27 protein-coding genes and 1 pseudogene are annotated in these 26,930 nt (G+C 60.4%); 12 read left to right on the top strand and 16 right to left on the bottom strand.

The window, feature by feature from the left end; genetic code table 11:
* Nucleotides 1–5 precede the first annotated feature (5 nt).
* The 3 genes from AC1RPZ_RS08990 to AC1RPZ_RS08980 form a co-directional block, all read right to left on the bottom strand.
* Nucleotides 6–206 carry a DUF1656 domain-containing protein gene (locus AC1RPZ_RS08990; protein ID WP_019691945.1) on the bottom strand — a complete coding sequence of 67 codons (201 nt, stop codon included), beginning with the start codon at nucleotides 204–206 and terminating at the stop codon, nucleotides 6–8.
* A complete protein-coding gene (locus tag AC1RPZ_RS08985) occupies nucleotides 196–2,382 on the bottom strand; it encodes an FUSC family protein (RefSeq protein WP_493136703.1) in 2,187 nt (728 codons plus the stop codon). Before AC1RPZ_RS08985 ends, AC1RPZ_RS08990 begins: the two co-directional genes overlap by 11 nt.
* A 147-nt stretch (nucleotides 2,383–2,529) precedes the next feature.
* Nucleotides 2,530–4,041, bottom strand: a complete 1,512-nt coding sequence (locus AC1RPZ_RS08980; protein ID WP_493136702.1) for an efflux transporter outer membrane subunit — start codon at nucleotides 4,039–4,041, stop codon at nucleotides 2,530–2,532.
* A gap of 275 nt (nucleotides 4,042–4,316) precedes the next feature.
* Between AC1RPZ_RS08980 and AC1RPZ_RS08975 the strand changes: the two genes are divergently transcribed.
* The 3 genes from AC1RPZ_RS08975 (at nucleotide 4,317) to AC1RPZ_RS08965 (ending at nucleotide 7,144) form a co-directional block, all read left to right on the top strand.
* Complete coding sequence (locus AC1RPZ_RS08975) at nucleotides 4,317–5,285, top strand: LysR family transcriptional regulator (RefSeq protein WP_493136701.1); 969 nt, start codon at nucleotides 4,317–4,319, stop codon at nucleotides 5,283–5,285.
* 143 nt (nucleotides 5,286–5,428) lie between these two features.
* Nucleotides 5,429–6,403 carry a 2-hydroxyacid dehydrogenase gene (locus AC1RPZ_RS08970; protein WP_493136700.1) on the top strand — a complete coding sequence of 325 codons (975 nt, stop codon included), beginning with the start codon at nucleotides 5,429–5,431 and terminating at the stop codon, nucleotides 6,401–6,403.
* Between the two features lie 231 nt (nucleotides 6,404–6,634).
* Nucleotides 6,635–7,144 carry a DUF2165 family protein gene (locus tag AC1RPZ_RS08965; RefSeq protein WP_493136699.1) on the top strand — a complete coding sequence of 170 codons (510 nt, stop codon included), beginning with the start codon at nucleotides 6,635–6,637 and terminating at the stop codon, nucleotides 7,142–7,144.
* Between the two features lie 48 nt (nucleotides 7,145–7,192).
* Here the strand turns inward: AC1RPZ_RS08965 and AC1RPZ_RS08960 are convergent, their stop codons facing one another.
* Nucleotides 7,193–8,095: a DMT family transporter gene (locus AC1RPZ_RS08960; protein ID WP_493136698.1), complete on the bottom strand. Its 903-nt coding sequence runs from the start codon at nucleotides 8,093–8,095 to the stop codon at nucleotides 7,193–7,195.
* A 139-nt stretch (nucleotides 8,096–8,234) separates the two neighbouring features.
* On the opposite strand from AC1RPZ_RS08960, the gene AC1RPZ_RS08955 reads away from it, so the two are divergent.
* On the top strand, nucleotides 8,235–9,110 hold the full coding sequence (locus tag AC1RPZ_RS08955) for a helix-turn-helix domain-containing protein (RefSeq protein ID WP_493136697.1): 876 nt from the start codon (nucleotides 8,235–8,237) through the stop codon (nucleotides 9,108–9,110).
* Between the two features lie 40 nt (nucleotides 9,111–9,150).
* Here the strand turns inward: AC1RPZ_RS08955 and AC1RPZ_RS08950 are convergent, their stop codons facing one another.
* The 6 genes from AC1RPZ_RS08950 to AC1RPZ_RS08925 form a co-directional block, all read right to left on the bottom strand.
* A complete protein-coding gene (locus AC1RPZ_RS08950; RefSeq protein WP_493136696.1) occupies nucleotides 9,151–11,592 on the bottom strand; it encodes a TonB-dependent siderophore receptor in 2,442 nt (813 codons plus the stop codon).
* A gap of 108 nt (nucleotides 11,593–11,700) precedes the next feature.
* Nucleotides 11,701–13,401, bottom strand: coding sequence for a bifunctional metallophosphatase/5'-nucleotidase (locus AC1RPZ_RS08945; RefSeq protein WP_493136695.1), 1,701 nt, complete (start codon nucleotides 13,399–13,401; stop codon nucleotides 11,701–11,703).
* Between the two features lie 4 nt (nucleotides 13,402–13,405).
* On the bottom strand, nucleotides 13,406–13,600 hold the full coding sequence (locus tag AC1RPZ_RS08940) for a hypothetical protein (protein WP_493136694.1): 195 nt from the start codon (nucleotides 13,598–13,600) through the stop codon (nucleotides 13,406–13,408).
* A 47-nt stretch (nucleotides 13,601–13,647) separates the two neighbouring features.
* Entirely contained in the window at nucleotides 13,648–14,637 is a 990-nt protein-coding gene (locus AC1RPZ_RS08935) for a FecR family protein (protein WP_493136693.1), read from the bottom strand.
* Nucleotides 14,634–15,209 carry an RNA polymerase sigma factor gene (locus AC1RPZ_RS08930; protein ID WP_493136840.1) on the bottom strand — a complete coding sequence of 192 codons (576 nt, stop codon included), beginning with the start codon at nucleotides 15,207–15,209 and terminating at the stop codon, nucleotides 14,634–14,636. Before AC1RPZ_RS08930 ends, AC1RPZ_RS08935 begins: the two co-directional genes overlap by 4 nt.
* A gap of 184 nt (nucleotides 15,210–15,393) precedes the next feature.
* Nucleotides 15,394–15,801 (bottom strand): HPF/RaiA family ribosome-associated protein, encoded by a 408-nt coding sequence (locus AC1RPZ_RS08925; RefSeq protein ID WP_493136692.1) that lies wholly within the window; start codon nucleotides 15,799–15,801, stop codon nucleotides 15,394–15,396.
* Between the two features lie 498 nt (nucleotides 15,802–16,299).
* Between AC1RPZ_RS08925 and AC1RPZ_RS08920 the strand changes: the two genes are divergently transcribed.
* Nucleotides 16,300–16,620 (top strand): DUF3509 domain-containing protein, encoded by a 321-nt coding sequence (locus AC1RPZ_RS08920; RefSeq protein ID WP_493136691.1) that lies wholly within the window; start codon nucleotides 16,300–16,302, stop codon nucleotides 16,618–16,620.
* Here the strand turns inward: AC1RPZ_RS08920 and AC1RPZ_RS08915 are convergent.
* Nucleotides 16,617–17,117 carry a phosphate-starvation-inducible protein PsiE gene (locus AC1RPZ_RS08915; RefSeq protein WP_493136690.1) on the bottom strand — a complete coding sequence of 167 codons (501 nt, stop codon included), beginning with the start codon at nucleotides 17,115–17,117 and terminating at the stop codon, nucleotides 16,617–16,619. The genes AC1RPZ_RS08920 and AC1RPZ_RS08915 overlap by 4 nt on opposite strands.
* Nucleotides 17,118–17,389: 272 nt before the next feature.
* Between AC1RPZ_RS08915 and AC1RPZ_RS08910 the strand changes: the two are divergent.
* Nucleotides 17,390–17,629: pseudogene (locus AC1RPZ_RS08910) on the top strand (YebG family protein); the annotation flags it as partial.
* Nucleotides 17,630–17,783: 154 nt separating this feature from the next.
* Here the strand turns inward: AC1RPZ_RS08910 and AC1RPZ_RS08905 are convergent.
* From AC1RPZ_RS08905 to AC1RPZ_RS08890, 4 genes are all read right to left on the bottom strand, one after another.
* Complete coding sequence (locus tag AC1RPZ_RS08905) at nucleotides 17,784–18,893, bottom strand: dihydrolipoamide acetyltransferase family protein (protein ID WP_493136689.1); 1,110 nt, start codon at nucleotides 18,891–18,893, stop codon at nucleotides 17,784–17,786.
* Between the two features lie 27 nt (nucleotides 18,894–18,920).
* The gene (locus AC1RPZ_RS08900) at nucleotides 18,921–19,907 is read right to left on the bottom strand and encodes an alpha-ketoacid dehydrogenase subunit beta (protein ID WP_493136688.1); all 987 of its coding nucleotides are present in this window, start codon (nucleotides 19,905–19,907) and stop codon (nucleotides 18,921–18,923) included.
* Nucleotides 19,900–20,994 carry a pyruvate dehydrogenase (acetyl-transferring) E1 component subunit alpha gene (pdhA, locus tag AC1RPZ_RS08895; protein ID WP_493136687.1) on the bottom strand — a complete coding sequence of 365 codons (1,095 nt, stop codon included), beginning with the start codon at nucleotides 20,992–20,994 and terminating at the stop codon, nucleotides 19,900–19,902. Before pdhA ends, AC1RPZ_RS08900 begins: the two co-directional genes overlap by 8 nt.
* A 101-nt stretch (nucleotides 20,995–21,095) precedes the next feature.
* Nucleotides 21,096–22,115: a Glu/Leu/Phe/Val dehydrogenase family protein gene (locus AC1RPZ_RS08890; RefSeq protein ID WP_493136686.1), complete on the bottom strand. Its 1,020-nt coding sequence runs from the start codon at nucleotides 22,113–22,115 to the stop codon at nucleotides 21,096–21,098.
* A 184-nt stretch (nucleotides 22,116–22,299) separates the two neighbouring features.
* Here AC1RPZ_RS08890 and AC1RPZ_RS08885 point away from each other — a divergent pair, with 184 nt between their 5' ends.
* From AC1RPZ_RS08885 to AC1RPZ_RS08860, 6 genes are all read left to right on the top strand, one after another.
* Nucleotides 22,300–23,103: a SirB1 family protein gene (locus AC1RPZ_RS08885; protein WP_493136685.1), complete on the top strand. Its 804-nt coding sequence runs from the start codon at nucleotides 22,300–22,302 to the stop codon at nucleotides 23,101–23,103.
* 75 nt (nucleotides 23,104–23,178) lie between these two features.
* Nucleotides 23,179–23,889 carry a dihydromonapterin reductase gene (gene folM / locus AC1RPZ_RS08880; RefSeq protein WP_493136684.1) on the top strand — a complete coding sequence of 237 codons (711 nt, stop codon included), beginning with the start codon at nucleotides 23,179–23,181 and terminating at the stop codon, nucleotides 23,887–23,889.
* A gap of 23 nt (nucleotides 23,890–23,912) precedes the next feature.
* Entirely contained in the window at nucleotides 23,913–24,473 is a 561-nt protein-coding gene (gene folE, locus AC1RPZ_RS08875) for a GTP cyclohydrolase I FolE (RefSeq protein ID WP_493136683.1), read from the top strand.
* A 2-nt stretch (nucleotides 24,474–24,475) separates the two neighbouring features.
* Nucleotides 24,476–24,847 carry a dihydroneopterin triphosphate 2'-epimerase gene (folX, locus tag AC1RPZ_RS08870; protein WP_493136682.1) on the top strand — a complete coding sequence of 124 codons (372 nt, stop codon included), beginning with the start codon at nucleotides 24,476–24,478 and terminating at the stop codon, nucleotides 24,845–24,847.
* Between the two features lie 68 nt (nucleotides 24,848–24,915).
* On the top strand, nucleotides 24,916–25,212 hold the full coding sequence (locus AC1RPZ_RS08865) for a DUF1244 domain-containing protein (RefSeq protein ID WP_493136681.1): 297 nt from the start codon (nucleotides 24,916–24,918) through the stop codon (nucleotides 25,210–25,212).
* A complete protein-coding gene (locus AC1RPZ_RS08860; RefSeq protein WP_054593966.1) occupies nucleotides 25,205–25,543 on the top strand; it encodes a HopJ type III effector protein in 339 nt (112 codons plus the stop codon). The genes AC1RPZ_RS08865 and AC1RPZ_RS08860 overlap by 8 nt, the downstream gene beginning before the upstream one ends.
* A 167-nt stretch (nucleotides 25,544–25,710) precedes the next feature.
* Here the strand turns inward: AC1RPZ_RS08860 and trxB are convergent, their stop codons facing one another.
* The gene (trxB, locus tag AC1RPZ_RS08855) at nucleotides 25,711–26,673 is read right to left on the bottom strand and encodes a thioredoxin-disulfide reductase (protein ID WP_145022184.1); all 963 of its coding nucleotides are present in this window, start codon (nucleotides 26,671–26,673) and stop codon (nucleotides 25,711–25,713) included.
* Nucleotides 26,674–26,930: the final 257 nt, after the last annotated feature.

Here is a 26,930-nt window from a genome sequence, read left to right as displayed (position 1 = left end):
CGGTCTCAAGGGTAAACAGTCAGCGCAAGGGCGCCGAACAAACAAGTGAAGAGGCTCAGGCGCAGCAGCGCCGGGTGCCAGAAGAAGCGGTACAGATCAAACCCGGAGAGAAACCGGTCCAGCGCCCAGGCCACCGCCGCAGCGATGAAAAACATCAGGGTCATGGTCGGCATGTACACGCCGTGGAAGGCGATTTCACGAGGCATGGTCAGGTCCTTGCGGGGCAGCGAGTGCCGCCAGTGGCGATTGCGGGTCGAGCAACGAGGTGCGGATGAAATGCAGGTAGCTCTTCACCCGACGCAAAGCCGAGGTGTCGAAGTGCGGAGCAAAAGGTTCGTCGGTGGCCTGGGCGCGGCTGATAGCGTGGTCGACCGCCACCAGACTGCGCTCCAGATTGCTCTGGCTCGGTTGCAGAAACAGCCGCACCAGCGAGCGGCCCATGACCCGGATCGCCTGGCGCCACGGCTGGGTTTCGGCGTAGGCCGGGTGCACCGGAAGGATCGCCTGTTCCTTGCGCAACTCGATGATCGCGTGGCCGACTTCCAGCACCACGAACATCCAGCGCAGCAGATCGCGTTGCACCTGAGGCTGCCCGGCGGCCAGCCCATACGCCTGGTGCACCAGATCGCGGGTGCTGCTTTCAAAACTTGAGGCCAGCCCTTTCAGTTTGCCACTGATGGCGAACACCACTTGCCCGCGCAAGTCCTGCTCAAGTCGCCGCCACAACCAGCGGCTGTTCGGCGGCAAGATGATCGCCCCTGCCGCCGCACAGACCAGCATGCCCATGACCATCGCGATGTAGTCGTTGATGAAGGTGTAAGGGTTGTAAATGGTCAGGTTGTCCGGCACCGAACCGGTGCTGAAAAAGATCAGCAAGCCCAGGCCGACACCGGCGTACTGCGGCCGTGAGGTGAGGAACGAGCCGAGCACGATCACCGGCGCCAGCATCACGCACAACAACGGGAAACCGTCGATCCACGGGAAGATAAAAAACATCTCGACGAAACCGATCAGCGCCCCGAGCAACGTCCCGCAGGCCATCTGGAACGCCATGCGTTTGGGGTTAGGCGTAGCCGCCGACAGACCGACGGTGGCGGCAGCGATCAAGGTCATGGTCGCGCCGCTCGGCCACGCGGTGGCGACCCAGTAACTGCCCAGCACGATCAGAATGAATGACGCCCGGATGCCCGCAGCGGCCGAGGCCAGCCCGTTGGTTTTCGGGGTGTAGGGTTCATCCCATTGCTCGCGTTCGTGACGGTGCTCGGCCAGTGACGCGTGGGTCTGTGCATAACTGTGAAGTTCGTCGACGAAGCGGTAGAGCAACTCGTAGGCGGTGTGGAAATCCAACTGCTCGGCGTCGCTCGGTTCGCTCTCCTGAAAGATCGCCCGCAAGCGGCGCACCCGTACCGGCAGCCCTTCTTTATAGGCCGCTAATTGCGCCGCCAGACGCGCTGCATCGGCATGGGTCAGCGCACGCCCCGAGAAGCCATCGAGTAATTCGGCCAGGTCCTGCAAGCCCGGTTTGATCGCCGCCACCACATGATCGGCGCCACTGCTGCGCAAGCGTTCGAGCAACTGGTGCAAGGCGTTGAAACGGGTGGTGATGCCCATGAACTCGCTGTTCAGCCGACTGAGCCGGCCGTTGCGCCGACGCATGTGCGGGTCTTCGAACACGGTGACGCTGCGCAAACCTTCCAGGCCCACGGCTTCGGCGATAAAACGCACGTTGCCGGCTTCGAAAGCCTCGCGTTGGCTGCGACCCCGCAAGCCATCGGTGACGAACAGTGCGAACACCCCGAAGCGTTGATACAAGGCGTTGCGCATTGCGGCGCTGGCGGTTTGCGGAAGGATCGCGGCGCTGACCAGGGTCGAGCAGAGAATCCCCAGGGAGATTTCCAGCACCCGCCAGACCGCCGCCATGAACGCGCCGTCCGGGTGCGCCAGCGCCGGCAAACCGACCATCGCTGCGGTGTAACCGGCGAGCACAAAACCGTAGGCGCGGAAGTTGCGATAACGCGCGGCGCCGGCCGTGCAGATACCGACCCAGATCGCCAGCGAGCCGAGGAACAGTTCAGTGTTCTGCGCGAACAAGGCAATCAGCGCGACCATCACCGCCGAGCCGGCCAGGGTGCCGAGGAAGCGATAGAAGCTCTTGGCGAACACCTGACCGCTCTGCGGCTGCATGACGATGAACACGGTGATCATTGCCGTGCGCGGTTGCGGCAGCTCCAGGCGCATGGCCAGCCAGAGGGTCAGGAACGCGGCGATCAGTACCTTGAAAATGTAGACCCAGGTCACGCCGTCACTGCGGGCCCAGTCGAAGAAACCTCGGCGCCACTCAAGGGAATACAGCCAGCGCAAAGGTGCAGGCAAGGGAGTCATGAAATCCTGCTCATTGGTCGAAAATTGTGCGGCGAGAACACGATCTCTGTGGGAGCGAGCTTGCTCGCGAAGACGGAGTGTCAGTCGATGCAAATGTCGCCTGACACACCGCTTTCGCGAGCAAGCTCGCTCCCACAGGTTCTGTGTTCAATTCACGATGCTCTTGAGAAGAGCCGGGGTTTTCGGCGCCTGGACTTTGCTGTCGGGCGGCACGTCGTTGCCAGCACCGAGCCCGCCGCCGAGGGCGGTGACCAGTTCGGCATGGGCACTCAAGCGCGCAGCCTGAACTTGTTGCTGCACTTGCTGCTGCTTGAACAGCAGGCTCTGGGCGTTAAGCACATTGAGGTAATCGGTGAGCCCGCGCTGATAGGCGATCAGCGCGATGTCGTAGGTTTTCTGCGCAGTCGCCACCGACTCGGCGGCGAAGGCTTGCTGCTTGTCCATGGACTCGCGGCGGATCAACTGGTCGGAGATGCTTTTGAGCGCATTGACCAGGGTCTGGTTGTACTTGGCCACAGCGATGTCATAGCCGGCTGAGGCTTCACCCAGCTCCGAGCGCAAGCGCCCACCGTCGAAGATCGGCAAGGAGATCGCCGGCCCCACGTTGTAGTTGAGCTTTTTACCGGTCAGAAACTCCAGCGCCCCACCGCCGGTCGCCATGTAACCGAGGCTGCCGACCAGATCGACGTTGGGGTAGAACCCGGCGTGAGCCACATCAATCCCACGAGCCTGGGCCGCCACTTGCCAGCGACTGGCGACCACGTCCGGGCGTTGGCCGAGCAATTGCGCCGGCAATGCCGAGGGCAGTTTCAGCGCGGCACCCAGCGACAACGTCGGACGCTGCAACTGTGTGCCCTCCCCTGGCCCTTTGCCTGCCAGCGCGGAAAGCTGATTGCGGCTCAGGGCAATTTCTTCGTCCAGCGCGTCCAGTTGCCGATGGGTTTCCGGCAACGGGGTTTGTGCCTGGCTGACTTCAAAATGGGTACCGATGCCACCGTCCAGACGTTTTTGCGCGAGGTCGAGAATCTGCTGTTGCTGCTTGAGGGTCGCGATCACGATGTCCCGTTGCGCGTAATGCAGCGACAACTGGATGTAGGCACGCACCACGTTGTTCTGCAATTCGAGCTGAGCCATGCGCGCTTCGGCGGCGCTCATGTGGGCGATGTCCACAGCGCGCTCGGTGGCATTGCTTTCACGGCCCCAGAGGTCGAGGGCATAGCTGATACCAAGAGCAGCGTTGTTGTCCCAGGTGGTGGTGTTGGCCAGTTCACCCGGGCCATAGAACTGATCGGTGGGCCAGTTATGGCGTTTGAGCGTGGATTGGCCATTGACCTGCAACGACTCGGCCGACTCGGCAACCCCGGCCATGGACTTGGCCTGGCGCACACGGGCGGCGGCCATGGCCATGCTCGGGCTGCCTTGCACGGCGAGGTCGATCCAGTGATTGAGTTGCGGGTCGCCATAGGCCTGCCACCACTGGGCGGTGGGCCAATGAGCGTCCCTGGCGGCGCTCTGGATCGCCTCGTCGGTGGCCAATGTGTTGGCGTCAAATGCCGTGCCCTGTGGGGCAATACCTCCGGTTCCGATGCAGCCGCTGATGGCTAACGATAAAGCCCAAACACTGAGAGTCTTCAACTCTCTGCTGATGCGACGCGGCACTGCTGCAAATTCCTGAGGTGGGGGATATTCCCCGTAGGAGCTGCCGCAGGCTGCGATCTTTTGATTTTCCGGCGTCGTCAAGAACGTCAACGTCAAAAGATCGCAGCCTGCGGCAGCTCCTACAGAGATGGGCGCAATTCTAGGGGTGGGCCTGTGCGGCGATAAGCCGGGATTCCTGTGAATCTTTGTTACCGTTAGCGAGATAATCCCTTGGTCGGGGTCACAGCGTTCCGCAACTTCGTGTCACAATTTGTCATCGCACCCGAGAACACCCCATGGACACTTTGCAAAATATGCGCGCCTTCAGCTGCGTCGCCGAAGCCGGCAGCTTCACTGCCGCTGCCGTGCAGCTGGATACCACGACGGCCAACGTCTCGCGCGCGGTCTCCAACCTGGAAGCCCACCTGCAAACCCGCTTGCTCAACCGCACCACTCGCCGCATCGCGCTGACCGAGGCCGGCAAACGTTATTTGCTGCGCTGCGAGCAGATCCTCGCCTATGTCGAGGAAGCCGAGGCCGAGGCCAGCGACGCCCATGCGCGCCCGGCCGGACAACTCAAGGTGCACACCATGACCGGGATCGGTCAGCACTTCGTGATCGATGCGATCGCCCGCTATCGCAAATCCCATCCGGACGTAACCTTCGACCTGACCATGGCCAACCGCGTGCCGGACCTGCTGGACGAGGGCTACGACGTATCGATCGTGCTCGCCAGCGAACTGCCGGACTCGGGTTTCGTCTCGCAACGGCTGGGTATCACCTACAGCATCGTCTGCGCGTCGCCCGCCTATGTGAAAGCCAACGGCTGCGCGCAGAAGCCCAGCGACCTGCTGAATCACGCCTGCCTGCGCCTGGTCAGCCCGGTGATTCCGCTGGAAAAGTGGCTGTTCGACGGCCCGGAAGGCCAGGAAATGGTCACCATCAACAGCTCGCCGTTTCTGGTGAACTCTGCCGACGCCATGAAAACCGCGATCACCAGCGGCATGGGCGTCGGTGTGCTGCCGGTCTACGCCGCCATCGAAGGCTTGCGCAACGGCAGCCTGGTGCGGGTCATGCCCAACTACCGCTCGCAAGAGCTGAACCTGTACGCCATCTACCCGTCGCGCCAGTACCTGGATGCGAAGATCAAGACCTGGGTCGAGTACCTGCGCGGGTCGCTGCCGGAAATTCTGGCGGCGCATCAGGCGGAATTGGCGGCGTATGAGTTGAGCGGGAGTCTGGGCGGGGCCAGGTTGGCCAATTAAAAAGATCGCAGCCTGCGGCAGCTCCTACGGATGTATACCTTGTAGGAGCTGCCGCAGGCTGCGATCTTTTCCGCCCTCGCACAACCCTCGCCAAGAATGTTAGCGTGCCTGGCATTCTCCTCCGCCTGACGAGCCTTCCTGCGATGAAAAAGACCGTACTCGCCTTCAGCCGTGTCTCGCCCGAAATGGTCGAGTCCTTGCAACACGACTTCGATGTGATCGTGCCCAACCCGAAGCTGGGCGACATCAACGCGCAGTTCAACGAAGCCCTGCCCCATGCCCACGGCTTGATCGGCGTCGGTCGCAAGCTCGGTCGCGCGCAGCTGGAGAACGCCAGCAAACTGGAAGTGGTGTCCAGCGTCTCGGTCGGCTACGACAACTACGACCTGGCCTATTTCAACGAACGCGGGATCATGCTCACAAATACCCCGGACGTGCTGACCGAAAGCACCGCCGACCTGGCCTTTGCCTTGCTCATGAGCAGCGCCCGGCGTGTCGCCGAGCTGGACGCCTGGACCAAGGCCGGGCAATGGCAAGCCACTGTTGGCGCGCCGCTGTTTGGTTGCGACGTGCATGGCAAGACGCTGGGCATCGTCGGCATGGGCAACATCGGCGCGGCCATCGCCCGACGCGGTCGTCTGGGTTTTAACATGCCGATTGTGTACAGCGGCAACAGCCGCAAGACCCACCTTGAACACGAACTCGGCGCACAGTTTCGCAGCCTCGATCAGTTGCTGGCTGAAGCCGATTTCGTCTGCCTGGTGGTGCCGCTCAGCGACAAGACCCGGCACTTGATCAGCCATCGCGAACTGGCGTTGATGAAGCCGAGCGCGATTCTGGTGAATATTTCCCGTGGTCCGGTGGTCGATGAGCCGGCGCTGATCGATGCCTTGCAGAACCAGCGGATTCGCGGGGCGGGGCTGGATGTCTACGAGAAGGAGCCACTGGCCGAGTCGCCGCTGTTCCACTTGAAGAACGCCGTGACGTTGCCGCACATCGGCTCAGCCACCCATGAAACCCGCGAGGCCATGGCTAACCGCGCCTTGGCCAACTTGCGCAATGCCTTGCTGGGTGAACGGCCGCAGGATCTGGTTAATCCGCAGGTGTGGAAGGGCTGATCAACAGACAGGCACGTCAATCAAGGCGTGCCTGTTATTTTGAACTTATGTATGAACAGCACAGTGCATTCATACTCACGTTCCAACCCTGCACTTAACTTGCTATTAGACACTACAACTTACCCTGCGACACAACTTGCAATTCAGTCCTGCGCTCTACACTTTTTTTGCGCTATAAACTCATGCCCTACCCCTGCGAATGGCAGGAACCGGATATGGAGAATACGCACCATGATGAATTTCACCACGGCCTGCCTGATCAGGCGCAGTAAGTTGGCCCTGGTTTTAATGGCTGGTGTATTTGGCCTGCTTGTTGTTTACAGCAATTTGACTGACTACGCCTCCAACTACGAATTCGTTGGACATGTACTCAGTATGGACACGACCCGCCCCAACAGTGCCTTGCGCTATCGCGCCATCACCTCCCCCATGCTGCACCATAGAATCTACTGGATGATCATCACCCTGGAGACAACCTACACGGCCTGTTGTTTGTTGGGCGCCTATCAGCTCTACAAAAAACTGAATGCGCCACGCAAGGAATTCCACGAGGCAAAAAAATACGGAGTTGTCGGTTTGATGATCGGCATTTTCGTGTATTACTTTTGCATACAGGTTATCGCCAATGAATGGTTCGACATGGACACTTCCGCAGAATGGAATGCCATGGCATGGACCCGAAGTATTATCGGTTACATGATGACGGCGCTTATTTATCTGTCACTGAAGACCGATCATTAACAAACGCCGTACTGCTGAACCCGATAAGGCAGAGTGCAACTTATTCGATCACGCCAACTTGCCACTGCCCGCCATCACCCGCGCCTTGGGTTTGCGAAACACCAACACGTTACCCAGCATCACCAGTACCAAGCCGGCCAATGCCGGGGCCGTCCATTGGTAGCCTTCGGCGAAGGCCGACACGTTCAACGCCACGACCGGGAACAGCACGGTGCAATACGCCGCACGTTCCGGTCCCATGCGACCGACCAGGGTCAGGTACGCGGTGAAACCAATAACCGAACCCGGAATCACCAGATACAACAACGAGCCGATATAACGCGAGTTCCATTCAATGTCGAAGGGAATGCCTTTGACCAGGCAGTACATCGATAGCATCGCAGCGCCATAGGCCATGCCCCAGGCGTTGGTCGTCAACGGCTTGAGGCCGGCTTTCTGTTGCAGGCTCGAGAGCATGTTGCCAGCCGAAAAACACAGGGTGCCGAGCAGCGCCAGACCCAGGCCAAGCAAGGTTTGCGGACTGGCGGTGTGGCCGACCAGTTCCGGCCAGAACAACAAGCCCAGCCCGCACAGGCCCAGCGCAGCGCCCATCAGCACATTGCGGGCCACTTTCTGACCGAAGAACACCCGCGCATTCAGCGCATTCCACAGTGTGGCGGTGGAGAACACCACGGCGACCAGACCGCTGGGAATCCACTGGCTGGCGGTGAGGAAGCACATGAAATTGATACAGAACAGGCACAGCCCCTGGGCCAGGCAGATCAAGTGCCCACGCCGGTTCATCACTTGCAGGCGTCGGCTGAGCAGTAACATCACAAACAGCACCAACGATGCCAGGCCGAAGCGATAAACGATCGACACCGGAATCGCCACCACCCCCAATTGCAGTTTCAAGGCAATCCAGGTGGTGCCCCAGATCAGCACGGTCAGCAGGTATAACGAGAGGTTCATGACGGCAACTCCTGAAGATGACCTTCAGTCTGTGCCCGAGTCAGGCTGTGCACTTGCATAAACTTGCGCTTTTGTCGGTCGACGGGCTGGCAGCGTCGAGGCGACGGAGTAGGATGCAAGGCGTTGGAGAGAGCCGATCATGCCCGCACTGGAAACCCTGCAAGTCTTTCAAGCCCTCAACCGCTCGCCGAATGCTCGCCTTGAGCACAGCGCCGAGCTCGGTGACGGCATGGCTGCAGCCCTGTGGAGCAACCATCACGACGCGCAGGACTATGAAGCGCCCGGTCATCACACCCTCTCCTGCTACATCGCCGGAGGCACCGGGACTTTTCGCCGCGAGCAACCCGGCACCAAGGGCGGCCCGGACAAACTCTGCATCCTGCCCGCCGAGCACCAGTCAGCCTGGGTGATCAACGGTGAAATCCGTCTGGCTCACTTGTACTTCAGCTCCGAACAATTTGCCCTCGGCTGCGTCACCTTGCTCGACCGTGAACCTCGCGAACTGCAATTGCAGGAAAGCACCTTTCTCGAAGACCCGGTGCAGGCTCGACGCTTCCGTCAGTTGATTGAATTGAACTGGGACGAACCCGGCGAACGCCTGCTGACCAGCAGCCTCGCCCATGAAATGCTCAGCCACACCTTGCTGAGTCAGGTCGGTCTGCGCCAGGGTTTGCGCCTCAAGGGTGGACTGGCCGCCCATCAACGCCGGCAACTGGTCGAGTACATCGACCAGCAATTGGCCGAGCCCATCAGCCTCGGTCAGCTGGCCGGTCTGTGTGCGTTGTCGGAGTACCACTTCGCACGGATGTTTCGCGAGAGCTTTGGCCTGCCGCCGCATCAATACCTGCTGGCCCGTCGCCTGACGCATGCACGGCATTTGCTGCGCAGCACCTCGCAACCGCTCGGTGAGATTGCGCTGGCCTGCGGTTTTGCCAGCGCCAGCCATTTCACCAATCGCTTTCGTCAGGCGATGAAGGGCACGCCCGGCGACTATCGTCAGGCGTTTTTGCGTTAGCGCAGCCACCATGCGCGAGTGCTAGACGACCAAGCTTTCATCAGAACTCCAGAGTGCTGGACAACGACACCTGACGCGAATCGCCCATCGACACAAAGAACCGGCTGACGGCCGAGGTGTAGTAAGTGCGGTCGAAGAGGTTTTTCACGTTGAGCTGGAACTTGACCTTTTGCCCGTCGAGTCTGGTGTCGTAGGTGGCGAAGGCGTCGGCCACGGTGTAGCCCGGCAGGTCGAAGTCGTTCACCGCGTTACCGGCCCGTTCGCCGACATAACGCGCGCCCGCGCCTACCCGCAACTGATCACCACCGACGATGGTGCCGAAGTCATAGACCGCCGACAGCGAGCCGGTGTTTTTCGCCACGTTTTGCAGTCGTTTGCCTTTGTAGGTCGGGTCTTCGGTGACCTCGGCGTCGGTGTAGGCGTAGCTGCCGATCATGCTCCAGCGGTCGCTCAACTGGCCGGTCAGGTCCATTTCCAGGCCACGGGAACGCACCTCGCCGGCCGCGCTGTAGGTGGTGACCAGCGGGTTCTCGGAGTTGGCCACCAGCACGTTGCGTTTCTTGATGTCGAACAGTGCGATGTTGCCGGTCATCCGGCCCGGGATATCGAGCTTGGCGCCCAGTTCCCAGGACTTGGCTTCTTCCGGTGCAACGCTACCATCGAGCACAACGGTGCTGCCGCTCAACGGCGCGATGGTCGAGTTCGGTTTGAAGGACTCGGTGTAGCTGCCGTAGAACGACAGTTCATCGGTGTAGCGATACACCAGACCCGCACGCGGCACCCACTTCTGGCCGTTGCTGTCGGTGTTGGCCTTGAACGGGCGGCCCTTGCCGGCGTACTGGTCGTATTCCTGGAAACGCCCGCCGGCCAGCAGAATCCACTGGTCGTTCAGGTGGATCGAGTCCTGCAAAAAGACCGAATCGCTGCGCAGCAGATCGGTCTGATTGCTGTCCGCTGCGCTGACCGTGGTACCTGCCACCTCACGACCGTAGACCGGGTCCAGATAGCTGAAGGACGGGAACAGGCTCTTCTGGCGGATCAGGTCGGCGCGGTAGATCTTGCGGTATTCGTCATCCACGCCGAACACCAGATCGTGCTGCATGCCGGCCACATCGACCTTGCCTTCGAGGCTGGCGGTAGTGAAACGGTCGGTAGTCAGGGCGCCTTGGGTGCCGTCCATGCTGCGGGTCAGCGTGCCTTTTTTCGGGTCGATGTCGGTGATGCGAACCTGGCTGGCGTCGTAGGTTTCGCGGTTCCAGCTGTAACCGAAGTGAGCTTTCCAGTTGTCGTTGAGCTCGTGGTCGGCTTCGAAATGGTACAGGTCCGAACGGCCTTCCATATTGTTGAACGGCTCATCGAGACGGCGACCACGCGGGATGTCCAACGGATGATTGGTGCGCGGGTCGATGGCCGTGCCACGGTCGAATGGCGTCAGGAATTCACGGTGCTCGTAGGCGAACAGCAGCTTGGTGCTTTCGCCATACCAGGCCAGCGAGGGTGCAATCAGGGTCTGTCGATTGGTGCCAAAATTGCGCCAGTAATCCTCGTCTTCGTGGTCCAGCACCATGCGGTAGGCCAGCCCCGAATCCCCCAGTGCGCCGGTGCTGTCGAGACTACCGCCGCTGCCATTCTTACCGCTGCCATAGGTTGAACCACGCAAGGTCACGGCATTGTATTGCTGTAACTCAGGCTTCTTGCTGACCAGATTCACCACGCCACCCGGGTCCTGAATGCCGTAGAGCAACGAGGCCGGCCCTTTCAGGACTTCGACCCGATCCACCGAAGCGTTCAGGCCACGACCCTGCACCAGCGGCATGCCGTCGCGCATGATCGAGCCGTTGCGGTTGTCGCCGAAACCGCGGGTCATCACCGAATCCTGAGTACTGCCCAACGTGTTGCCTTGGGTGATGCCGCTGACATTGGCCAGCGCATCGTCCAGGTTACGCGGCACCTGGTCGCGCAGCACTTGGGCCGGGATCACGTTGATGGTCTGGGGGATTTCCTGGAGCGAGGCCGAGGAACGTGCCACTGAGGTGGTGGACGGTGGCTGATAGCTCATCGGTTGCTCAACCGCCGAGGTGATGGTGGTCGCGCCGAGATTCAGGGCACCTGCGGTGGGCTGTGGCTCAAGGGCCAGGGTGTGGGCGTCGGTCTGGCGGAAGGCGAAACCGGATTTGCTCAGCAAGCGCTGTATGGCTTGTTCGGCGCTCATCTGGCCATTGATAGCCGGTGCGTTGAGACCGTAGGGCGCTTCATCGGTGTAAACCACGCTGATGCCGGTGACCCGACTGAAGTCGCTCAAGGCCTGGGGCAAGGGTTTGGCAGCGATACTGAAGGTGAACAGCGCGCTGTGCTGCTCGCTGGACTGCGCGGCGCCAGCCACGCTCAGCGGCAACAAGGCCAACGCCGAAACGGCCAGCGTAGAAGCGCCAAACCACTGTTTAACCGAACCGCCTGCCACCGATTTTGCCCTGGACTTCATTGCTCGTGACCTGTGTGTAGAAACGCTACGGATGCGAATGAATCGCACTTTCACCACTACACGGATGTCACTCGGGTTTACCTCACGCCTTTTTTGAAATTATTTGCACTACTTCACCCGCACAATCCTTCCGGCACTGCTTGCCGAACCAACGGGCTTGCCTTGCTGATCCATGCGGTGCAGGTAGTTGATCAGGCTATCCAGGTCTGTCACGCCCAAGTCGCGACGGTTGAGTCCCTGTTTGAAAAGACTGAAGCGATCGCCACCGTCGGCCAGGAAGCTGTTCACCACCAGCCGATAGGTGAGCTCGGTCTGCAACGGTTTGCCGTTAAGGCGAACACTGCCGGGGATCACTCGACTGTCCAGCGGGCGCGTGGAATCCCAGCGATAACTGAAGCCCCTGGAGACTTGCAGCACATTAACGTCGCCTTCTGCCTTCCATTGTTGATTGAGCAATTGTTCGAGTTGCCGTCCCTTCAGGTCGAAGGCGATCAGGGTGTTATTGAACGGCTGCACCGTTGCCAGCTGCCCATAGTTCAGGCGTTTTTGACCTGGCTCCAGGGCCAGGTCACCACGAATGCCACCTTTGTTCATGAAGGCGATTTGCGCGCCATATGCCGCGCCGGTCGCCAGTTGAGCATCGGCGATCAAGTCGCCCAACGGCATCTCGCCCGCCGCGTCGGGACGTCGAGTGATCGGGGAAGCCGCAATGGCGCCGACGGATTTGAGCAGCACGTTATTGCTGCGCGCTTCAACTTCCCGCTGCAAGGCGAGCATCTGCGGATCGGCTGGATACTGCGCCGGATCGGCCAGCAAATTGGCCGCTTGAATCCGCGTGACCCGATGTTGACCGGGAGTTACGTCAAGTGTCAGGTGGGTCATCAGATGCCCATAGGAATTGCCCTGCGTCACCAGCAGAGAACCGACCTTGCACAGATAACCCTGATGGGAATGCCCGGTGATCAATACATCGACCGCTGGATCAAGACGCTTGGCCACCTCAACGATATCGCCGCTCAGTTGGCTGCAGTCCTGTTTGTCGTAAGGTTCGGGGGTTGAGCCGCCCTGATGCACCACCGCGACAATCGCATTGACGCCCTGGCGGTTGAGCTCCGGGATCAGCCGATTGATCGACCCGGCTTCGTCCTCGGCACGCAAACCCTGCATGCCCTTGGCACTGACCACGGATGCAACATCGCGCAGCACCGCACCGACAAAGGCGATCTTCTGGCCTTTGACCTCTTCGATGCGATACGGCGGCAACAGGAGTTTGCCGGTGTCAGTGTCGATCAGGTTTGCCGCCAGGTACGCAAAACCACTGCCGGGATAGCTGGCGCGAAACTGACAGGCCTTGGTCGGACGAATGGAATCGCAACCGCCATTGAGCTGACGCAGGAACTCCGCCTTGCCGTTGTCCAATTCATGATTGCCGATGGCACTGAGTTTCATGTCCATGTGCCGCAGCGCTTCGAGCGTCGGTTCGTCGGCCCACATCGCCGACAGCGGTGGACTGCCGCCCACCAGGTCGCCGGCACCGATGAACAGCAACTGCGGATCGTCCTTGCGCAGTTGCGTCAGCATCCCGCCGAGGGTCGCAATGCCCCCGGCCTTGAGCGTGCGCACACCGTCAGCGGCCGTGCTGTCACGAAACGCGTAAGGGTTGGCCTGCAAGTAACCGTGCAGGTCGTTGATCGCCACGATGTTCACGGCAACCGGTTGGGCTGGCGGCTGAACATGGGCGCAACCACCCAGCGCGGCGATGGCCAGGGCGACTGCACTGAGCAGCCTTGGCAGGGAGAGACGTGACATGGGTTCATCCTTGTTCGCTAATCATTATCTGTAGGAGCTGCCGCAGGCTGCGATCTTTTAAAACAAGATCAAAAGATCGCAGCCTGCGGCAGCTCCTACGAAGTGTGGCGGTCAGGGTGCCTGTCGCGGCACCGGGGACCACCTTGAGCGTAGTCCCCATCCCTGCACGCAACAGGAGGATTTTCAGGTGGTCGGTCATGCATCCGATCCTCTCCTGAAAGTGAGGGCTCAACATCGTCCACGCCTTCAGCGCAAAATAATCATCCGTCCCAGCAGGCTGTGCTGCTCGAACCCCAGTACTCCTTGCAGGGAATCGAGCACCGCTTGCGGGTCTTTGCTTGGAAAGCTGCCACTGATCCGTCGTGCGGCCAGGTCATCGTTGAGCACGATGATCCGTCCCGGGTAATGCCGGCCGAGGTCTTTCACCACATCAGCCAAGGGTGATTTGTAGTAATTGAGCCAGCCCTGACGCCAGGCCAGTTGCGCTTCGCTGTTGGCGGCATGAAGTTTTGCGGCGGTGCCGGCGCCATAGGCCACTTGCTGGCCGGCTGTCAGCACCTGCTGCTCGGCGCCCTTGGTCGGCGTCACTGCGACGCGTCCCGAGAGCACCGTCACCTGCGCGCCTGCCGGTTGCAATCGCACTTCGAACTGCGTGCCGAGCACCCGCGCCTCGCCCTTTTCAGCCTCGACCACAAACGGCTCGCCGGTATGGGTCACGCTGAAAAAGGCCGCACCGCGACGCATCTGGACGTGCCGTTCACCGTGACTGAAATCCACGGCAATGGCGCTGTCGGCATCGAGGGTGACCCGCGATTGATCGACCAGGGTCACGCTGCGCACTTCGCCCGGCGCCGAGACGTAGTCCGCCCCTAGATCATCGAGCCAACGTGACGGCTGCCAACCGGCGCCCAACGAGACCATCAGCAGCAAGCAGGCCGCCATGGCCAAACCGCCAGACCAACGCCGCACACTGGAACGCCGGGAGCGGTTCATCGCATTGAGGTAACCCTGCAAGGCAAAGGCCTCTTCTTCGGCCAGGGCGCGGGCCGGCACTTCGCTCATTTCCCAGACCACCTGTGCTTGGGCGTAGGCTTCGGCATGCGCCGGATCGGCCTGTAACCAACGGCTGAACGTGGCTTGATCGCCGCTGCTCGGCTGGTCGTGCAACAGGCTCAACCAGGCCAGCGCAGCCTGCTCCTGAGCGGGCGTCGGACTGACGCGAGCGGTGTGATTCACGGTGCTGTCCCTGGCGTACGCGGTATCGGTTCTCGCAGACTGGCCTTGCAGGCTTCGAGGGCGCGCATCATATGTTTTTCCACGGCACTTTGGGAAAGCCCCATGGCCTTGGCGATTTCGGCGTACTTACGTCCGTGTATACGGTTGAGCAAAAAAATCTGCCGGGTACGTTCGGGCAAGCCGCGCAACGCCGCCTCGACATGGCGCAGGTCATTGCCGGCTTCCAGCGCTGCTTGCGGCTCGACGCTGAGGTTGTGCTGTTGCTCGGGCAGCCAGCCTTCGTTGAGCCGGACCCGCGCGCCTTCGCTGCGCAGATGGTCGATGGCGATGTTGCCGGCGCAGCGCAGCAGGTAAGTACTGAGCTCCTCGACGTGCACCAGCGGTCGGCGCCAGAAACGCAAAAACAGGTCCTGCACCAGATCGGCAGCAGTCGCCCGACAGCCCACGCGCCGACTGACCAACGCTTCCATTTGCGGACGCTGGGACAAAAACACCTGCAAAAAATACGCGCGACCACCCGGGCTATCGGTGCCGTCAGCGTTCTGGGGTTCAGGGGGTGTGGTGATCATCAAAGGCCGACTCAACGTGGTCCATGCCCTGCGCAGGGCCAACGGTGCGCCGATATTAATGATAAATATTCTCATATGCAAAGATGCCGAACACCTTTGTGGCCAGGGAGCTCAATAGACCCACAAAACAAAACGGGCCTGCAAATGCAGGCCCGTTTTCAGTGGGGTGGTAAGAGTGTTTCAGCCGTCAGCTATTGAGCGCGGCCTGTTCGTTTTCGAGAAATTCTTCTTCAAGCAGCGCGTCGGCATGAGCACCAGAGCTGATCGGCGTTACAGTGGCGCGTTTACCGCGCAGTTTGCCGAACAGGTGTTCCAACGCGTGTTCAAGCTTGGCGGACGCCCCGTCGATGGCCAGTTCCAGTGTGGCGGCTTTATGAGTAACGGAAACCGGTTGGTGGCCTTTTGGCCGCGCTTCAAGCTGGCAGCGCATGTCGTGTGGACCGGGTTTATCGCCGTTCTCGTCCCGCAGGTGGACTTCGACCCGTGTCAGGTCTTCTTCGTAACGTTCGAGCGTGCTCTCAATGGTAGTACGTACCCACTCCTCCAGTCGGATGCTGCTTTGAATATGGTTATCGCTGTTGACTTGGATTTGCATAGTTCATCCCTTATTTCAGCTAGCTCGCGAGAGGTCCGGTGCAGTATTTGAAACCTGGGTGACCGTGACCTCTTGGTTACAGAGTTGGGCAGACCGAGAAACAATTCAACCCCTAAAAAAAGATAAATTTTCATACACAAAAAAAGCCGGACAACTGACAAAAGCGCTGTTAATGTCGGGAGTCAACTCGACCTGCAACGCTGCAACAAATCCTCACAATTGCCCCTCGCCCAACGGGTGCATTCCGCGAAAATTCTCCGCCTCTTCCACCTGATCGCACTGTCACCGATCATCTGCTGCGTCATGCCCTGAAACGGACCATGAATGAAAAAGGCGAGCCATTGAAGCTCGCCTTTTTATTGCCTGTTTATTGACCCTGAGCAGGACCGGCATGTCCCTTGCTACGTCCTGCAAAGATTGCCGGTGGTCTGGAAAAGCGAACCAATCCTGATCACGACCGGTCAACAACTGCACGATCCAATCAAGCGGTGACGCATTATGGATAACCCCTTTCAACTGATCACCGACGCCTTTGCGCCGGATTATCAGATCAACCTGAGTATTCAGGGGCTCGACGGCAGCATCATGCTGACCCTCTCCAACGCCGGCCGAATCGTCGCCAAACGGATGATCAGCGCCGAACAACGCAATGACCTGCAACGCCTGAAACGCCTGGTGCAAAGCATCCAGTTCGGCATCGCCATCGAACAAGGCCACAGCGCCGTGGCGATCCTCGAAGCCATGACCGACAGCGACAGCCTCAAGTTGCTGCCGGTGTCATCACGCAAGGCTCACCCCCCCTTGCTGGCAAGGTTTTAAAGCTCGCCCTTCTCGACTTCCGGATGTTCACCGGAGCCCGCTCCCGTCTTGCGTTGCGGGTGCGTGATCTTCACCGACGGGAATTGCGAGGAGGCATAGCGCACCACCAGAATCGAAAACGCCAGCAGCAGAATCCCGCCGCACAGGTAAATGATCCCGATGTCCGGCGGGCTGTGGTGCGACACGTTGGAGATCAGCAGGCGCGTCAACGCGGTGATCGCCACGTAGATCAGAAAACGCACCGGCATGTGGTTGGTCTTGAAGTAAATCCCGACCATCGCCCCCAGCTCTAGGTAGATGAACAGCAGCAAGATGTCATCGATCTTGATGTCACCTTCCTTGATCATCAGCAAAAACTCCGCCACCGCCGCCCAGGCAGTGACCGCGCCAATGGCGAACAGCGCCATGTAATGGAACGTCTCGACGAACAGATTGCCCAGTGACTCGGCCAGCTCATGGACGTTCTGGCGAAGTTTTTCAGCCCAATTGATATTCACGGTAGTTCTTCCTTAGGTCGGCTCGACCGATGATGCGGGTTCGACGTGGCGGTTGTTCTGCATGCAGAAAAAAGGCCAGCGGCATGGAGTGAGATGGCGATCGGGTTCGGCTGGACACTTCTGCAGAAGCGATCGGTGCTGCTGACAAACGCAGAAACCCGTCTACATTAAAAAGCCACTACCCAAAGCGCAGGGATTCGCTTATCCTTTTCGCTGTATATAAATACAGTAGTCGCAAAAGACAACTATCGTGAAGGCATGTGAGGTGGTGAATGGCCGTCGAAGTGGTATACCGCAGCAGCCGAGATCTGGAGCGTTTGTTCATGGATAAAGCCGAAGCTGACCGTCATGACAAAATGCTCGAACTGGCCGAATTGCTGGCTGAAGTGTTGCAAAAAGCAGTTCCGTCCCTGACCGAGCAACAAGTGGAAGAAGCCGGGATCTACATGGCGAAAAATCGCGATGTGTTCGCCAAGGCATTCAAGAGCCAGCCGGATGCCCTGTCAGAATTGCTCAACGTGCCTGTTGAAGCCGTTGAACCCGCTGAGCCTGGCGAATCAGCTGAGCCTGCCAAGCCAGCCAAGTCCGCTAAGCCAGCCAAGTAAGCAACGCCCGAATTGAATAGGCCCTGAGTCACTGATTCAGGGCCTTTTTCATGCCTGGATTTCAAGCGTCCGGTTGTTCCAATGCCTCGACCAACACTTTGAAAAACCGCGCTGCTTCACCGCCCGTCACCACGCGGTGATCGAAGGTCAGCGACAGCGGCAATATCGGGTGCACTACAACCTTGCCCTCCATCGCCACCGGTTCGTCGCGAATGGACCCGGCGGCCAGTATCGCCACTTGCGGCGGCACCACCACCGGATTGGCATAGCGCCCGAACAAGGTGCCGAAGTTCGACAAGGTCAGGGTCGCGCCCATCATTTCCCTGGCCGGAATCGAACGGGCCTGCACGTCGGCACGCAAGCGGGTCACGCCGTCTTTCAGATCGGCTGACGAGCGATTGCCGACATCGCGCAGCACCGGCACGAACAAACCGTCTGGGGTGTCGACGGCAATGCCCAGGTCCAGGGTGCTGTGGTGTTTGATCGACAAGGTCTTGCCATCAAACCCGCTGTTGAGCACCGGCTCCACGGCACAGGCTGCGGCCATGGCTTTGGCGAGGCGGATCAACGGTTCACGCGCACTGCCCCAGCGGTGCAGATCAGCATCGGCGAAGATGGTCACCGGCACCACCTCGGCGTGGGATCGGGCCATGTTCAGTGCCATGCTGCGGCGCACCCCGCGCAGCTTCTCACCACCGAATTTATCGCGCTCGGTCTGCGAGGCCGTTTCAACATCGCTGCGGGTAATCAGCCCATTGGGGCCGGACCCGATCAGCCCATTCAACTCGACGCCCAATTGCCGGGCCAGTTGCCGTACTGCCGGGGTAGCACGAGCGCTCATGTGTTCGCGGGTTGAAGGTGCGGCGCCGACGAAAAACTGATCATCCTGACGGCTGCCGCCACCTTCAAGCCGGCCCACCACCGTGCAGGCATCGGCTTCGCCTTCATACCCCAGCAAAGGTTCGCCGACGTGCAGAATGTCGCCTTCGCCGCCGTAGATTTTCGCCACCACACCGTCGTAGGGTGCGGGAATATCCACCAGGGCCTTGGCGGTTTCCACCGAGACCAGCAGTTGATCGGCCTTCACCGTATCGCCGACCTTGACGTGCCATTCGACGATTTCCGCTTCCTGCAGTCCTTCGCCCAAGTCGGGCAATTTGAAATACTTCATCGCAGCCTCCGGGAGCTCAGCGCCTCTTTAGAAGTGGTGCAGCACGCTGTCGCAGGCGTGAAGGATGTCTTCGACGTTTGGCATGTACAGCAACTCCTGCCGATACAGCGGTGGCGGAATGTCCGGCGCGGTCACCCGCAAGATCGGTGCCTGCAAATCCAGCAATGCACGTTCGTAGAGGCTGGCGGCGATTTCCGCGCCGACGCCACAGGTGCGTGGTGCTTCATGGACGATCACGCAACGGCCGGTCTTGCGTACTGAGGCTTCCAGCGTGTCGAGGTCCAGCGGCTTGATGCAGGCGACATCGATCACCTCGGCCGAAATCCCCTGAGCGGCCAACGCATCGGCCGCCTGCAAGGTTTCCATGACGCTGGCGCCCCAGCTGATCAGGGTGATATCGCGGCCCTCACGCAAGGTGAAACACGTATCGAGCGGCAGACGCTTGCCATCGTCGAGCAACGGTTGCGGGTTCATCCGGTAGAGCCGCGTCGGCTCGAGGAACAGCACCGGGTCGGGGTCGTCGATGGCCGCCAGCAACAGGCCATACGCTCGCGCCGGTGACGAAGGAATCACCACGCGCAGCCCCGGAATATGCGCAAACAGCGCCTCGGTACTTTCGCTGTGATGTTCCGGCGCACGAATCCCCGCGCCCATCGGCGTGCGCAGCACCATCGGGCAAGTGATCCGCCCGCGCGTGCGATTGCGCATGCGGCTGGCATGGGACACCAGGTGCTCCATGGTGGCGTAGATGAAGCCCATGAACTGGATTTCCAGCACCGGTTTCAGTCCTTGGGCAGCCATGCCGATCACCAGTCCGCCGAGCATGGTTTCGGCCAGCGGCGTATCGATCACCCGCTTGAAGCCAAAGCTGTCGCGCAGCCCTAGCGTGGCGCGAAACACACCGCCGTTCACGCCGACGTCCTCACCGAGCACAATGACGTTTTCGTCTTCGCGCATGGCCCGGTGCAACGCCAGGTTGACCGCCTCCAGCAGCGTGACTTTGCCGTTACTCATGGGCGGGCCCTCCTGCTCGGCGCGCCGCGCGCTCGAGCAACCACTCGCGCTGCTCGGCCAAAGCCGCCGGCCACTGGGCATAAACGTGATCGATCACCGATTCGGGTGACTGACTGCCGGCCGCGTCGAAGTTATCCACAGCGCCCTGCACCAGCGCCTGACACTCGGCGATCAGCGCCTGTTCACGCCCCTCGTCCCAGACGCCCTGCCCGGCCAGAAAACGTTGCAAGCGCTTGACCGGTTCTTCAAGCCAGGCCTGTTTGACCTCATCGGCCGGTCGATAACGGGTCGCGTCGTCTGCGGTGGTGTGATCGCCGAGGCGATAACTCACGCACTCCAGCAACACCGGGCCTTTACCGTGACGCGCCCGCTCGAGGGCAATTTGCACCCGGTCGTAGACCGCGAGTATGTCGTTGCCATCGACCTGCTCGCCGTGGAAACCGGCGCCTATAGCCTTCTGTGCCAGGGTCGGCGCCGCGCATTGAATCCGCCGTGGCACCGAAATCGCCCATTGATTGTTGTTGACCACGAACACCACCGGCAACTGCCAGGCACCCGCGACGTTCAAGGCTTCGAGGAAGTCGCCCTTGCTGGTCGCGCCATCGCCGCAGGTGGTCACAGCAACCCGGTGTTCGCCGCGAATCTTGAATGCACTGGCCACTCCGCATGCGTGCAGCGCCTGGGTGGCGATCGGCACACAGATCGGGAAGTCCTCGGCTGCCGACGGTTCGGCAAAGTCGCTGCCGCGCTCATCGCCGCCCCAGTACAGCAGAATTTCTTCCATGCGCACCCCGCGCATCAATTGCACGGCGGTGTCGCGGTAATACGGGATCAGCACGTCTTCAGGGTGCATCAGACTGCCGACCGCCACACCAATGGCTTCCTGGCCGAGGGTCGGCGCGTAAGTCCCGATGCGCCCGGTGCGTTGCAGGGCGACGGCTTTTTGATCGAAGAGTCGGGTCAGGACCATTTGCCGGTAGAGGCGGGTCAGCAGATTGAAGTCGTCGGCCCAGGCGGGAAGTTCGCTCAATGCCTGGCCGTCGGGGGATAAATAGCGGGTGTAGGAAAGGTTGAGCTTGTTGAGCATCGCTTGGCTCCTGGCACGCGGGGTCAGCGTGCAGTTGTCGGGCCCGACGCTTGTGGCGCCGGGCTCAGGGAGCAAGTCGACCGGGTAAGGCCCTCACTCCTTCATCGGTACAACACTTTCTCCGCCAGCTCATCCGCGACCCGGGCCGGCGAGCGTTTTTCAGCCTGGGCATGGGCGAAGACTTCGGTCAGCCGCGAGCTGATTTTCGAGAGGTGCGCGGTGATGCTCGACAACTCCTCGCCACGGTGTTTGAGCGATACATAAATCAACCCGCCGGAATTGATCACGTAGTCCGGCGCATAAAGAATGCCGCGGTTCTCCAACTGGTCGGCAACGTGCAGGTTGGTCAGCTGGTTATTCGCCGACCCGGCCACTGCGGCGCAGCGCAATTGCGCAACGCTGTGGCTGTTGAGTACGCCGCCCAGCCCGCAAGGCGCGAGGATGTCGCACGGGGTGCTGAGCAGCGAATCGTTGGCAATCGGATGGGCGCCCAGTTGCTCCATCGCCAGTTGCACCTTGCCGGCGTCGATGTCGCTGACCAACAACTCCGCTCCGGCGGCATGCAGTTGCTCGGCGAGGGAAAATCCGACATTGCCCAACCCCTGGATCGCCACCCGCAGGCCTTCGAGGTTGTCGCTGCCCAGGCGGGCCATGGCAGTGGCGCGGATACCGGCGAACACCCCCATGGCGGCATGCGGTGCCGGATCGCCGGCGGCAGTGGTGCTGGTGACATGCTGGGTTGTCTGGGCAATGCAATCCATGTCGGCGACCGAAGTACCGCTGTCGATGGCCGTGATGTAACGACCGTCGAGCTGTTCGACGACGCGGCCGAAGGCCTCGAACAAGGCAGCGCGGTTTTCGACGTGGGGGGGGCGAACGATCACTGCCACCCCACCACCCTGCGCCAACCCGGCCAGCGCGGCCTTGTAGCTCATGCCTTGAGCCAGGCGCACAGCATCCATCACGGCGCTTTCATCGTCGGGATAGGCAAGGTAACGGCAGCCACCCAGGGCGGGACCCAAACGGCTGCAATGAATGGCAATGACCGCCTTCAACCCGGTCACCGGGTCAACGCTAAGGTGCAGCGATTCAAGGCGAGTGCTTTGCATGAGAGCGAACATCGTAGGGCTCCCGAATCACTTCTTGTAGTCGCCAGTATAGGCTTGCGGCTGAAAATTGCTGAAGCGCACCGGAATAAGCAGAGGGGGCTTTGCAGCCATAAAGACATAACCTGCAATACCCTGTGTACAGCACTGGACGAAAGCCTGCGACGGGGCTAAAACGAGGCATTCGCCGGAGATTTTGATGAACCCGCGCCAAGCTTTTTTCGCCTGCCTGCAACGCTCGCCACCGGCGCTCTTCGAAGCGGCGCTGTGGATCGCTGCCGAGCACGATCCGGAGGTCAAGCCCGAGGTGCTACTGGAGCAATTCAAGGATCTGCAACAACGGGTCAGCGCTGGTTTGCCAATGTTGCCGGTCAGCGAGTTGGCTCAACCGTTGTTACGACGACTCAATGACATGGGTTATCAGCAGGACGAATCCACCCCGCTACGCCCGCAGGCGGCGCTGCTCAACAAGGTGCTGGAACGCCGCCGCGGGCAACCGCTGGCACTCGGACTGATTGCGCTGGAGTTGGCGCGACGCCTGGAGATTCCGATGGTCGGGGTCAACTTCCCCGGACATTTCCTGTTGAAGGTGCCGGGTGCCGACCATTTGCTCGACCCGTGCGGCGGACGGCGCTTGTACCCCAATGATTGCCGCGAGCTGCTACAGCGCCAGTACGGCCCGAACATGCCGCTCAACGCCGAGCATCTGCTCACCAGCGAACCGATCCACATGCTCCAGCGACTGTCGCGCAACTTGCGTCAGTTGCACTTGGCCAACGACGACAACATCGGCGCGCTGATCGACGCCGAGCGAGTACTGGAACTCGGCAATGCCTGCGCCAGCGACTACCTGGCCCGCGCCAGCCTTTACCAACGGCTGGACTGTCCCAACGCCGAGCGTTTCGACCTGGAGCATGCCTTGTTGCTCAGTGACGATCCGATCCAGCGCATCCGCCTGACCGAACGGCTGGGCCACCTGCCCCCCAATAGCGTGGTGCATTGACACCGCAATGGATTACCGGCCTTGGCAGCCGGGATCGCTGGTATAGTTTTGCCATACCCACGAACCGAGCCGTTGATGACCTCTTCCCCTGCTCCGATCCTCATCACGGGCGCCAGCCAGCGCGTCGGCCTGCATTGTGCCCAGCGGTTGCTGGAAGAAGGTCACCGCGTCATTATCAGCTACCGCAGCGAACGCCCTGGCGTGCAAACCCTGCGTGACCTTGGCGCGACCGCACTGTTTGCCGACTTTTCCAGCGAGGCCGGGATCCTGGCGTTCATCACGCAACTGAAAGCCCATACCCAAAGCCTACGGGCGATTGTGCATAACGCCTCCGCATGGCTGGCCGAAACGCCTGACACCGAAGTGGCCGCATTCACGCAGATGTTCAGCGTGCACATGCTTGCGCCCTATCTGATCAACCTGCATTGTGCCGACTTGCTGGAGCGCTCGACGCCTGCTGACATTGTGCATATCAGCGACGATGTCACGCGCAAGGGCAGCAGCAAGCACATCGCCTACTGCGCCAGCAAAGCCGGGCTCGACAGCCTGACCCTGTCCTTCGCCGCGAAGTACGCACCGAAAATCAAGGTCAACGGTATCGCGCCGGCCCTGCTACTGTTTAACCCCGACGATGACGCGGCGTACCGCGCCAAGGCCCTGGCCAAATCCGCGCTGGGTATCGAGCCCGGCGGCGAGGTTGTCTACCAGAGCCTGCGCTATTTGCTGGACAACCCTTATGTCACCGGCACGACCCTGACCGTCAACGGCGGACGGCACGTCAAGTAAGCCGCCCCCCGCGAGGATGTTCCATGACGTTATCCCTGTCCCAGAGCTACCGTGAGATCCTTATTGGTGTTGGCGAAGACCCCGACCGCGAAGGTCTGCAAGACACCCCGATGCGTGCGGCCAAGGCCATGCAGTACCTGTGTCATGGTTACGAGCAAAGCGTCGACGAGATCGTCAATGGCGCACTGTTCGCCTCTGACAACGATGAAATGGTGATCGTCGACGATATCGAGCTCTATTCTCTCTGCGAACATCACCTGCTGCCCTTCATCGGCAAGGCCCATGTGGCTTATATTCCTACCGGCAAGGTGCTGGGCCTGTCGAAGATCGCGCGAATCGTCGACATGTTCGCCCGGCGTTTGCAGATCCAGGAAAACCTCACCCGGGAAATCGCCGAGGCGGTGCAACGCGTGACCCAGGCCGCCGGTGTTGCGGTAGTGATCGAGGCCCAGCATATGTGCATGATGATGCGCGGCGTCGAGAAACAGAATTCGACCATGAACACCTCGGTGATGCTCGGCGCCTTCCGCGATTCGAGCAACACTCGTCAGGAGTTTCTGCAATTGATTGGACGGAGCAAGTAGCAATGCCACAACTTCAACCAGGAATGGCCCGCATCCGGGTCAAGGACCTGTGCCTGCGGACCTTCATCGGAATCAATGAGGACGAAATCCTCAACAAGCAGGATGTGCGGATCAACCTGACCATCCTCTATGCAGCCCACGATGCGGTGCGCGACAACGACATCGATCACGCGCTCAATTACCGCACCATCACCAAGGCGATTATCGCTCACGTGGAGGGCAATCGGTTCGCCCTGCTCGAACGCCTGACCCAGGAGCTGCTCGACCTGATCATGGTCAACCAGAGCGTGCTCTACGCCGAAGTCGAAGTCGACAAACCCCACGCCCTGCGTTTTGCCGAGTCGGTATCGATAACGCTCGCCGCAAGCCGCTGACCGTGTCTGGCGCATAGTCCGCCAGGCTTTTATTATCCGCGCCACGATTTGATTGCACCGAGCCCATCATGACCGAACAACAACGCCTGGAACTTGAAGCCGCCGCCTTCCGCCGGCTGGTCGCGCACCTGGACAGCCGCAAGGATGTGCAGAACATCGACCTGATGAACCTCGCGGGTTTCTGCCGCAACTGCCTGTCCAAGTGGTACAAGGCCGCCGCCGACGAACGCCAGATCGAGGTCAGCCTCGATGACGCCCGTGAAGTGGTTTACGGCATGCCGTACGCCGAGTGGAAAGCCCAATACCAGCAAGAAGCCAACGCCGACCAGCAAGCGGCGTTCGCCAAAGGAAAAACCCATGACTGACCTGAACACCCTGCGCGCCAGCCTCAAGAGTGGCGAGCACGCCTTCGCCGATACCCTGGCGTTCATCGCCGCTGGCTACGATTACCAGCCACAGGCGTTCAACAACGGTGGCGTGGAAAACGCCGCCGGCCAGAACGAAGGCTCGTGCAAAACCCTCGGCCTGGCGCTGCTGGAAGGTTTGAGCGATGAAGAAGCGCTGCTGGCGTTTGGTGAGCATTACCGCTCCGTGGTTGCGACACCGGATGGCAGTGATCACGGCAATATCCGGGCGTTGATTGCGCAGGGTTTGGCGGGTGTGAAGTTCACAGCTCAACCACTGACCCGCCGCTGATTCCTGATTTGAATGCACTCCCCTGTGGGAGCGAGCTTGCTCGCGATGGCTGCTTCACATTCAAAACTGATGTCGACTGATACATCGCTATCGCGAGCAAGCTCGCTCCCACAAAAGCAGTGGGCACAAAAAAACCGGCCGAAGCCGGTTTTTTCATTTCAACGATTTCAGAACTTGGCGTTCTGCAGGTCGTCCAGGTAACGCTCGGCGTCCAGTGCGGCCATGCAGCCGGCGCCGGCCGAGGTGATCGCCTGACGGTAAACGTGGTCAGCCACGTCGCCGGCAGCGAAGATCCCTTCGAGACTGGTCGCCGTCGCGTTGCCTTCACGGCCGCCCTGCACGACCAGATAACCGTCTTTCAAGGTCAGTTGACCTTCGAACAGCGAAGTGTTCGGGGTGTGGCCAATGGCGATGAACACACCGTCGACTTTCAGCTCGTCGAAGCTGCCGTCATTGTTCTTCAAACGTGCACCGGTCACGCCCATGTTATCGCCCAGCACTTCGTCGAGCGTCGAGTTCAGCTTCAGGACGATCTTGCCTTCGGCAACCCGTGCGTGCAGCTTGTCGATCAGGATTTTCTCGGCGCGGAAGGTTTCGCGGCGGTGAATCAAAGTCACTTTGCTGGCGATGTTGGCCAGGTACAGCGCCTCTTCAACAGCGGTGTTGCCGCCGCCGACAACGGCCACTTCACGGTTGCGGTAGAAGAAACCATCGCAAGTCGCGCAGGCCGACACGCCTTTGCCCATGAAGGTTTCTTCCGACGGCAGGCCCAGGTAACGAGCGCTGGCGCCGGTCGCGATGATCAGTGCATCGCAGGTGTACGTGGCGCTGTCACCCGTCAGGGTGTACGGCTTTGCAGCGAAGTCGACGGCGTTGATGTGGTCGAAAACGATTTCGGTCTCAAAGCGTTCGGCGTGCTCTTTCATCCGTTCCATCAGTGCCGGGCCGGTCAGGCCGTGCACGTCGCCTGGCCAGTTGTCGACCTCGGTGGTGGTGGTCAGTTGACCGCCAGCCTGCATGCCGGTGATCAGCAATGGCTTCAGGTTAGCGCGGGCGGCATAGACCGCAGCGCTGTAACCGGCAGGGCCGGAACCGAGAATAATCACTCGCGAATGACGTACATCAGACATGACTCACTCCTATCGACCGGCCGGTACTACCTGGCGCGGAATGCCGGATGACCGGCTGGAATAAAAAAGGACTGTGCAAGCACTTGGGGTAGTGCCGTAGTTGGACAGCCCTGAAAATAATGGGTGCAGCGTATCGAGGAGGCGAAGATTAAGGAAATACGGTTTAACAATCCAGCTCATAGGCGGTCTCTATCCCCATGAGGCCGATTTAAAGGCGCCTTTGTTACAGTCTCTTTGTTGTTATAGCTAGTGTCGAT

The organism is Pseudomonas sp. GW822-FHT02D10 (assembly GCF_058802345.1).
This window is presented reverse-complemented; position numbering and strand designations above follow the sequence as displayed.

What these genes read in the sequence shown, in the direction of transcription:
- AC1RPZ_RS08990 (WP_019691945.1), bottom strand. Translation starts at nt 206, where the DNA reads ATGCCTCGTGAAATCGCCTTCCACGGCGTGTACATGCCGACCATGACC.
- AC1RPZ_RS08985 (WP_493136703.1), bottom strand. Translation starts at nt 2,382, where the DNA reads ATGACTCCCTTGCCTGCACCTTTGCGCTGGCTGTATTCCCTTGAGTGG.
- AC1RPZ_RS08975 (WP_493136701.1), top strand. Translation starts at nt 4,317, where the DNA reads ATGGACACTTTGCAAAATATGCGCGCCTTCAGCTGCGTCGCCGAAGCC.
- AC1RPZ_RS08970 (WP_493136700.1), top strand. Translation starts at nt 5,429, where the DNA reads ATGAAAAAGACCGTACTCGCCTTCAGCCGTGTCTCGCCCGAAATGGTC.
- AC1RPZ_RS08965 (WP_493136699.1), top strand. Translation starts at nt 6,635, where the DNA reads ATGATGAATTTCACCACGGCCTGCCTGATCAGGCGCAGTAAGTTGGCC.
- AC1RPZ_RS08960 (WP_493136698.1), bottom strand. Translation starts at nt 8,095, where the DNA reads ATGAACCTCTCGTTATACCTGCTGACCGTGCTGATCTGGGGCACCACC.
- AC1RPZ_RS08955 (WP_493136697.1), top strand. Translation starts at nt 8,235, where the DNA reads ATGCCCGCACTGGAAACCCTGCAAGTCTTTCAAGCCCTCAACCGCTCG.
- AC1RPZ_RS08950 (WP_493136696.1), bottom strand. Translation starts at nt 11,592, where the DNA reads ATGAAGTCCAGGGCAAAATCGGTGGCAGGCGGTTCGGTTAAACAGTGG.
- AC1RPZ_RS08945 (WP_493136695.1), bottom strand. Translation starts at nt 13,401, where the DNA reads ATGTCACGTCTCTCCCTGCCAAGGCTGCTCAGTGCAGTCGCCCTGGCC.
- AC1RPZ_RS08940 (WP_493136694.1), bottom strand. Translation starts at nt 13,600, where the DNA reads ATGACCGACCACCTGAAAATCCTCCTGTTGCGTGCAGGGATGGGGACT.
- AC1RPZ_RS08925 (WP_493136692.1), bottom strand. Translation starts at nt 15,801, where the DNA reads ATGCAAATCCAAGTCAACAGCGATAACCATATTCAAAGCAGCATCCGA.
- AC1RPZ_RS08920 (WP_493136691.1), top strand. Translation starts at nt 16,300, where the DNA reads ATGGATAACCCCTTTCAACTGATCACCGACGCCTTTGCGCCGGATTAT.
- AC1RPZ_RS08905 (WP_493136689.1), bottom strand. Translation starts at nt 18,893, where the DNA reads ATGAAGTATTTCAAATTGCCCGACTTGGGCGAAGGACTGCAGGAAGCG.
- AC1RPZ_RS08900 (WP_493136688.1), bottom strand. Translation starts at nt 19,907, where the DNA reads ATGAGTAACGGCAAAGTCACGCTGCTGGAGGCGGTCAACCTGGCGTTG.
- pdhA (WP_493136687.1), bottom strand. Translation starts at nt 20,994, where the DNA reads ATGCTCAACAAGCTCAACCTTTCCTACACCCGCTATTTATCCCCCGAC.
- AC1RPZ_RS08890 (WP_493136686.1), bottom strand. Translation starts at nt 22,115, where the DNA reads ATGTTCGCTCTCATGCAAAGCACTCGCCTTGAATCGCTGCACCTTAGC.
- AC1RPZ_RS08885 (WP_493136685.1), top strand. Translation starts at nt 22,300, where the DNA reads ATGAACCCGCGCCAAGCTTTTTTCGCCTGCCTGCAACGCTCGCCACCG.
- folM (WP_493136684.1), top strand. Translation starts at nt 23,179, where the DNA reads ATGACCTCTTCCCCTGCTCCGATCCTCATCACGGGCGCCAGCCAGCGC.
- folE (WP_493136683.1), top strand. Translation starts at nt 23,913, where the DNA reads ATGACGTTATCCCTGTCCCAGAGCTACCGTGAGATCCTTATTGGTGTT.
- folX (WP_493136682.1), top strand. Translation starts at nt 24,476, where the DNA reads ATGCCACAACTTCAACCAGGAATGGCCCGCATCCGGGTCAAGGACCTG.
- AC1RPZ_RS08865 (WP_493136681.1), top strand. Translation starts at nt 24,916, where the DNA reads ATGACCGAACAACAACGCCTGGAACTTGAAGCCGCCGCCTTCCGCCGG.
- AC1RPZ_RS08860 (WP_054593966.1), top strand. Translation starts at nt 25,205, where the DNA reads ATGACTGACCTGAACACCCTGCGCGCCAGCCTCAAGAGTGGCGAGCAC.
- trxB (WP_145022184.1), bottom strand. Translation starts at nt 26,673, where the DNA reads ATGTCTGATGTACGTCATTCGCGAGTGATTATTCTCGGTTCCGGCCCT.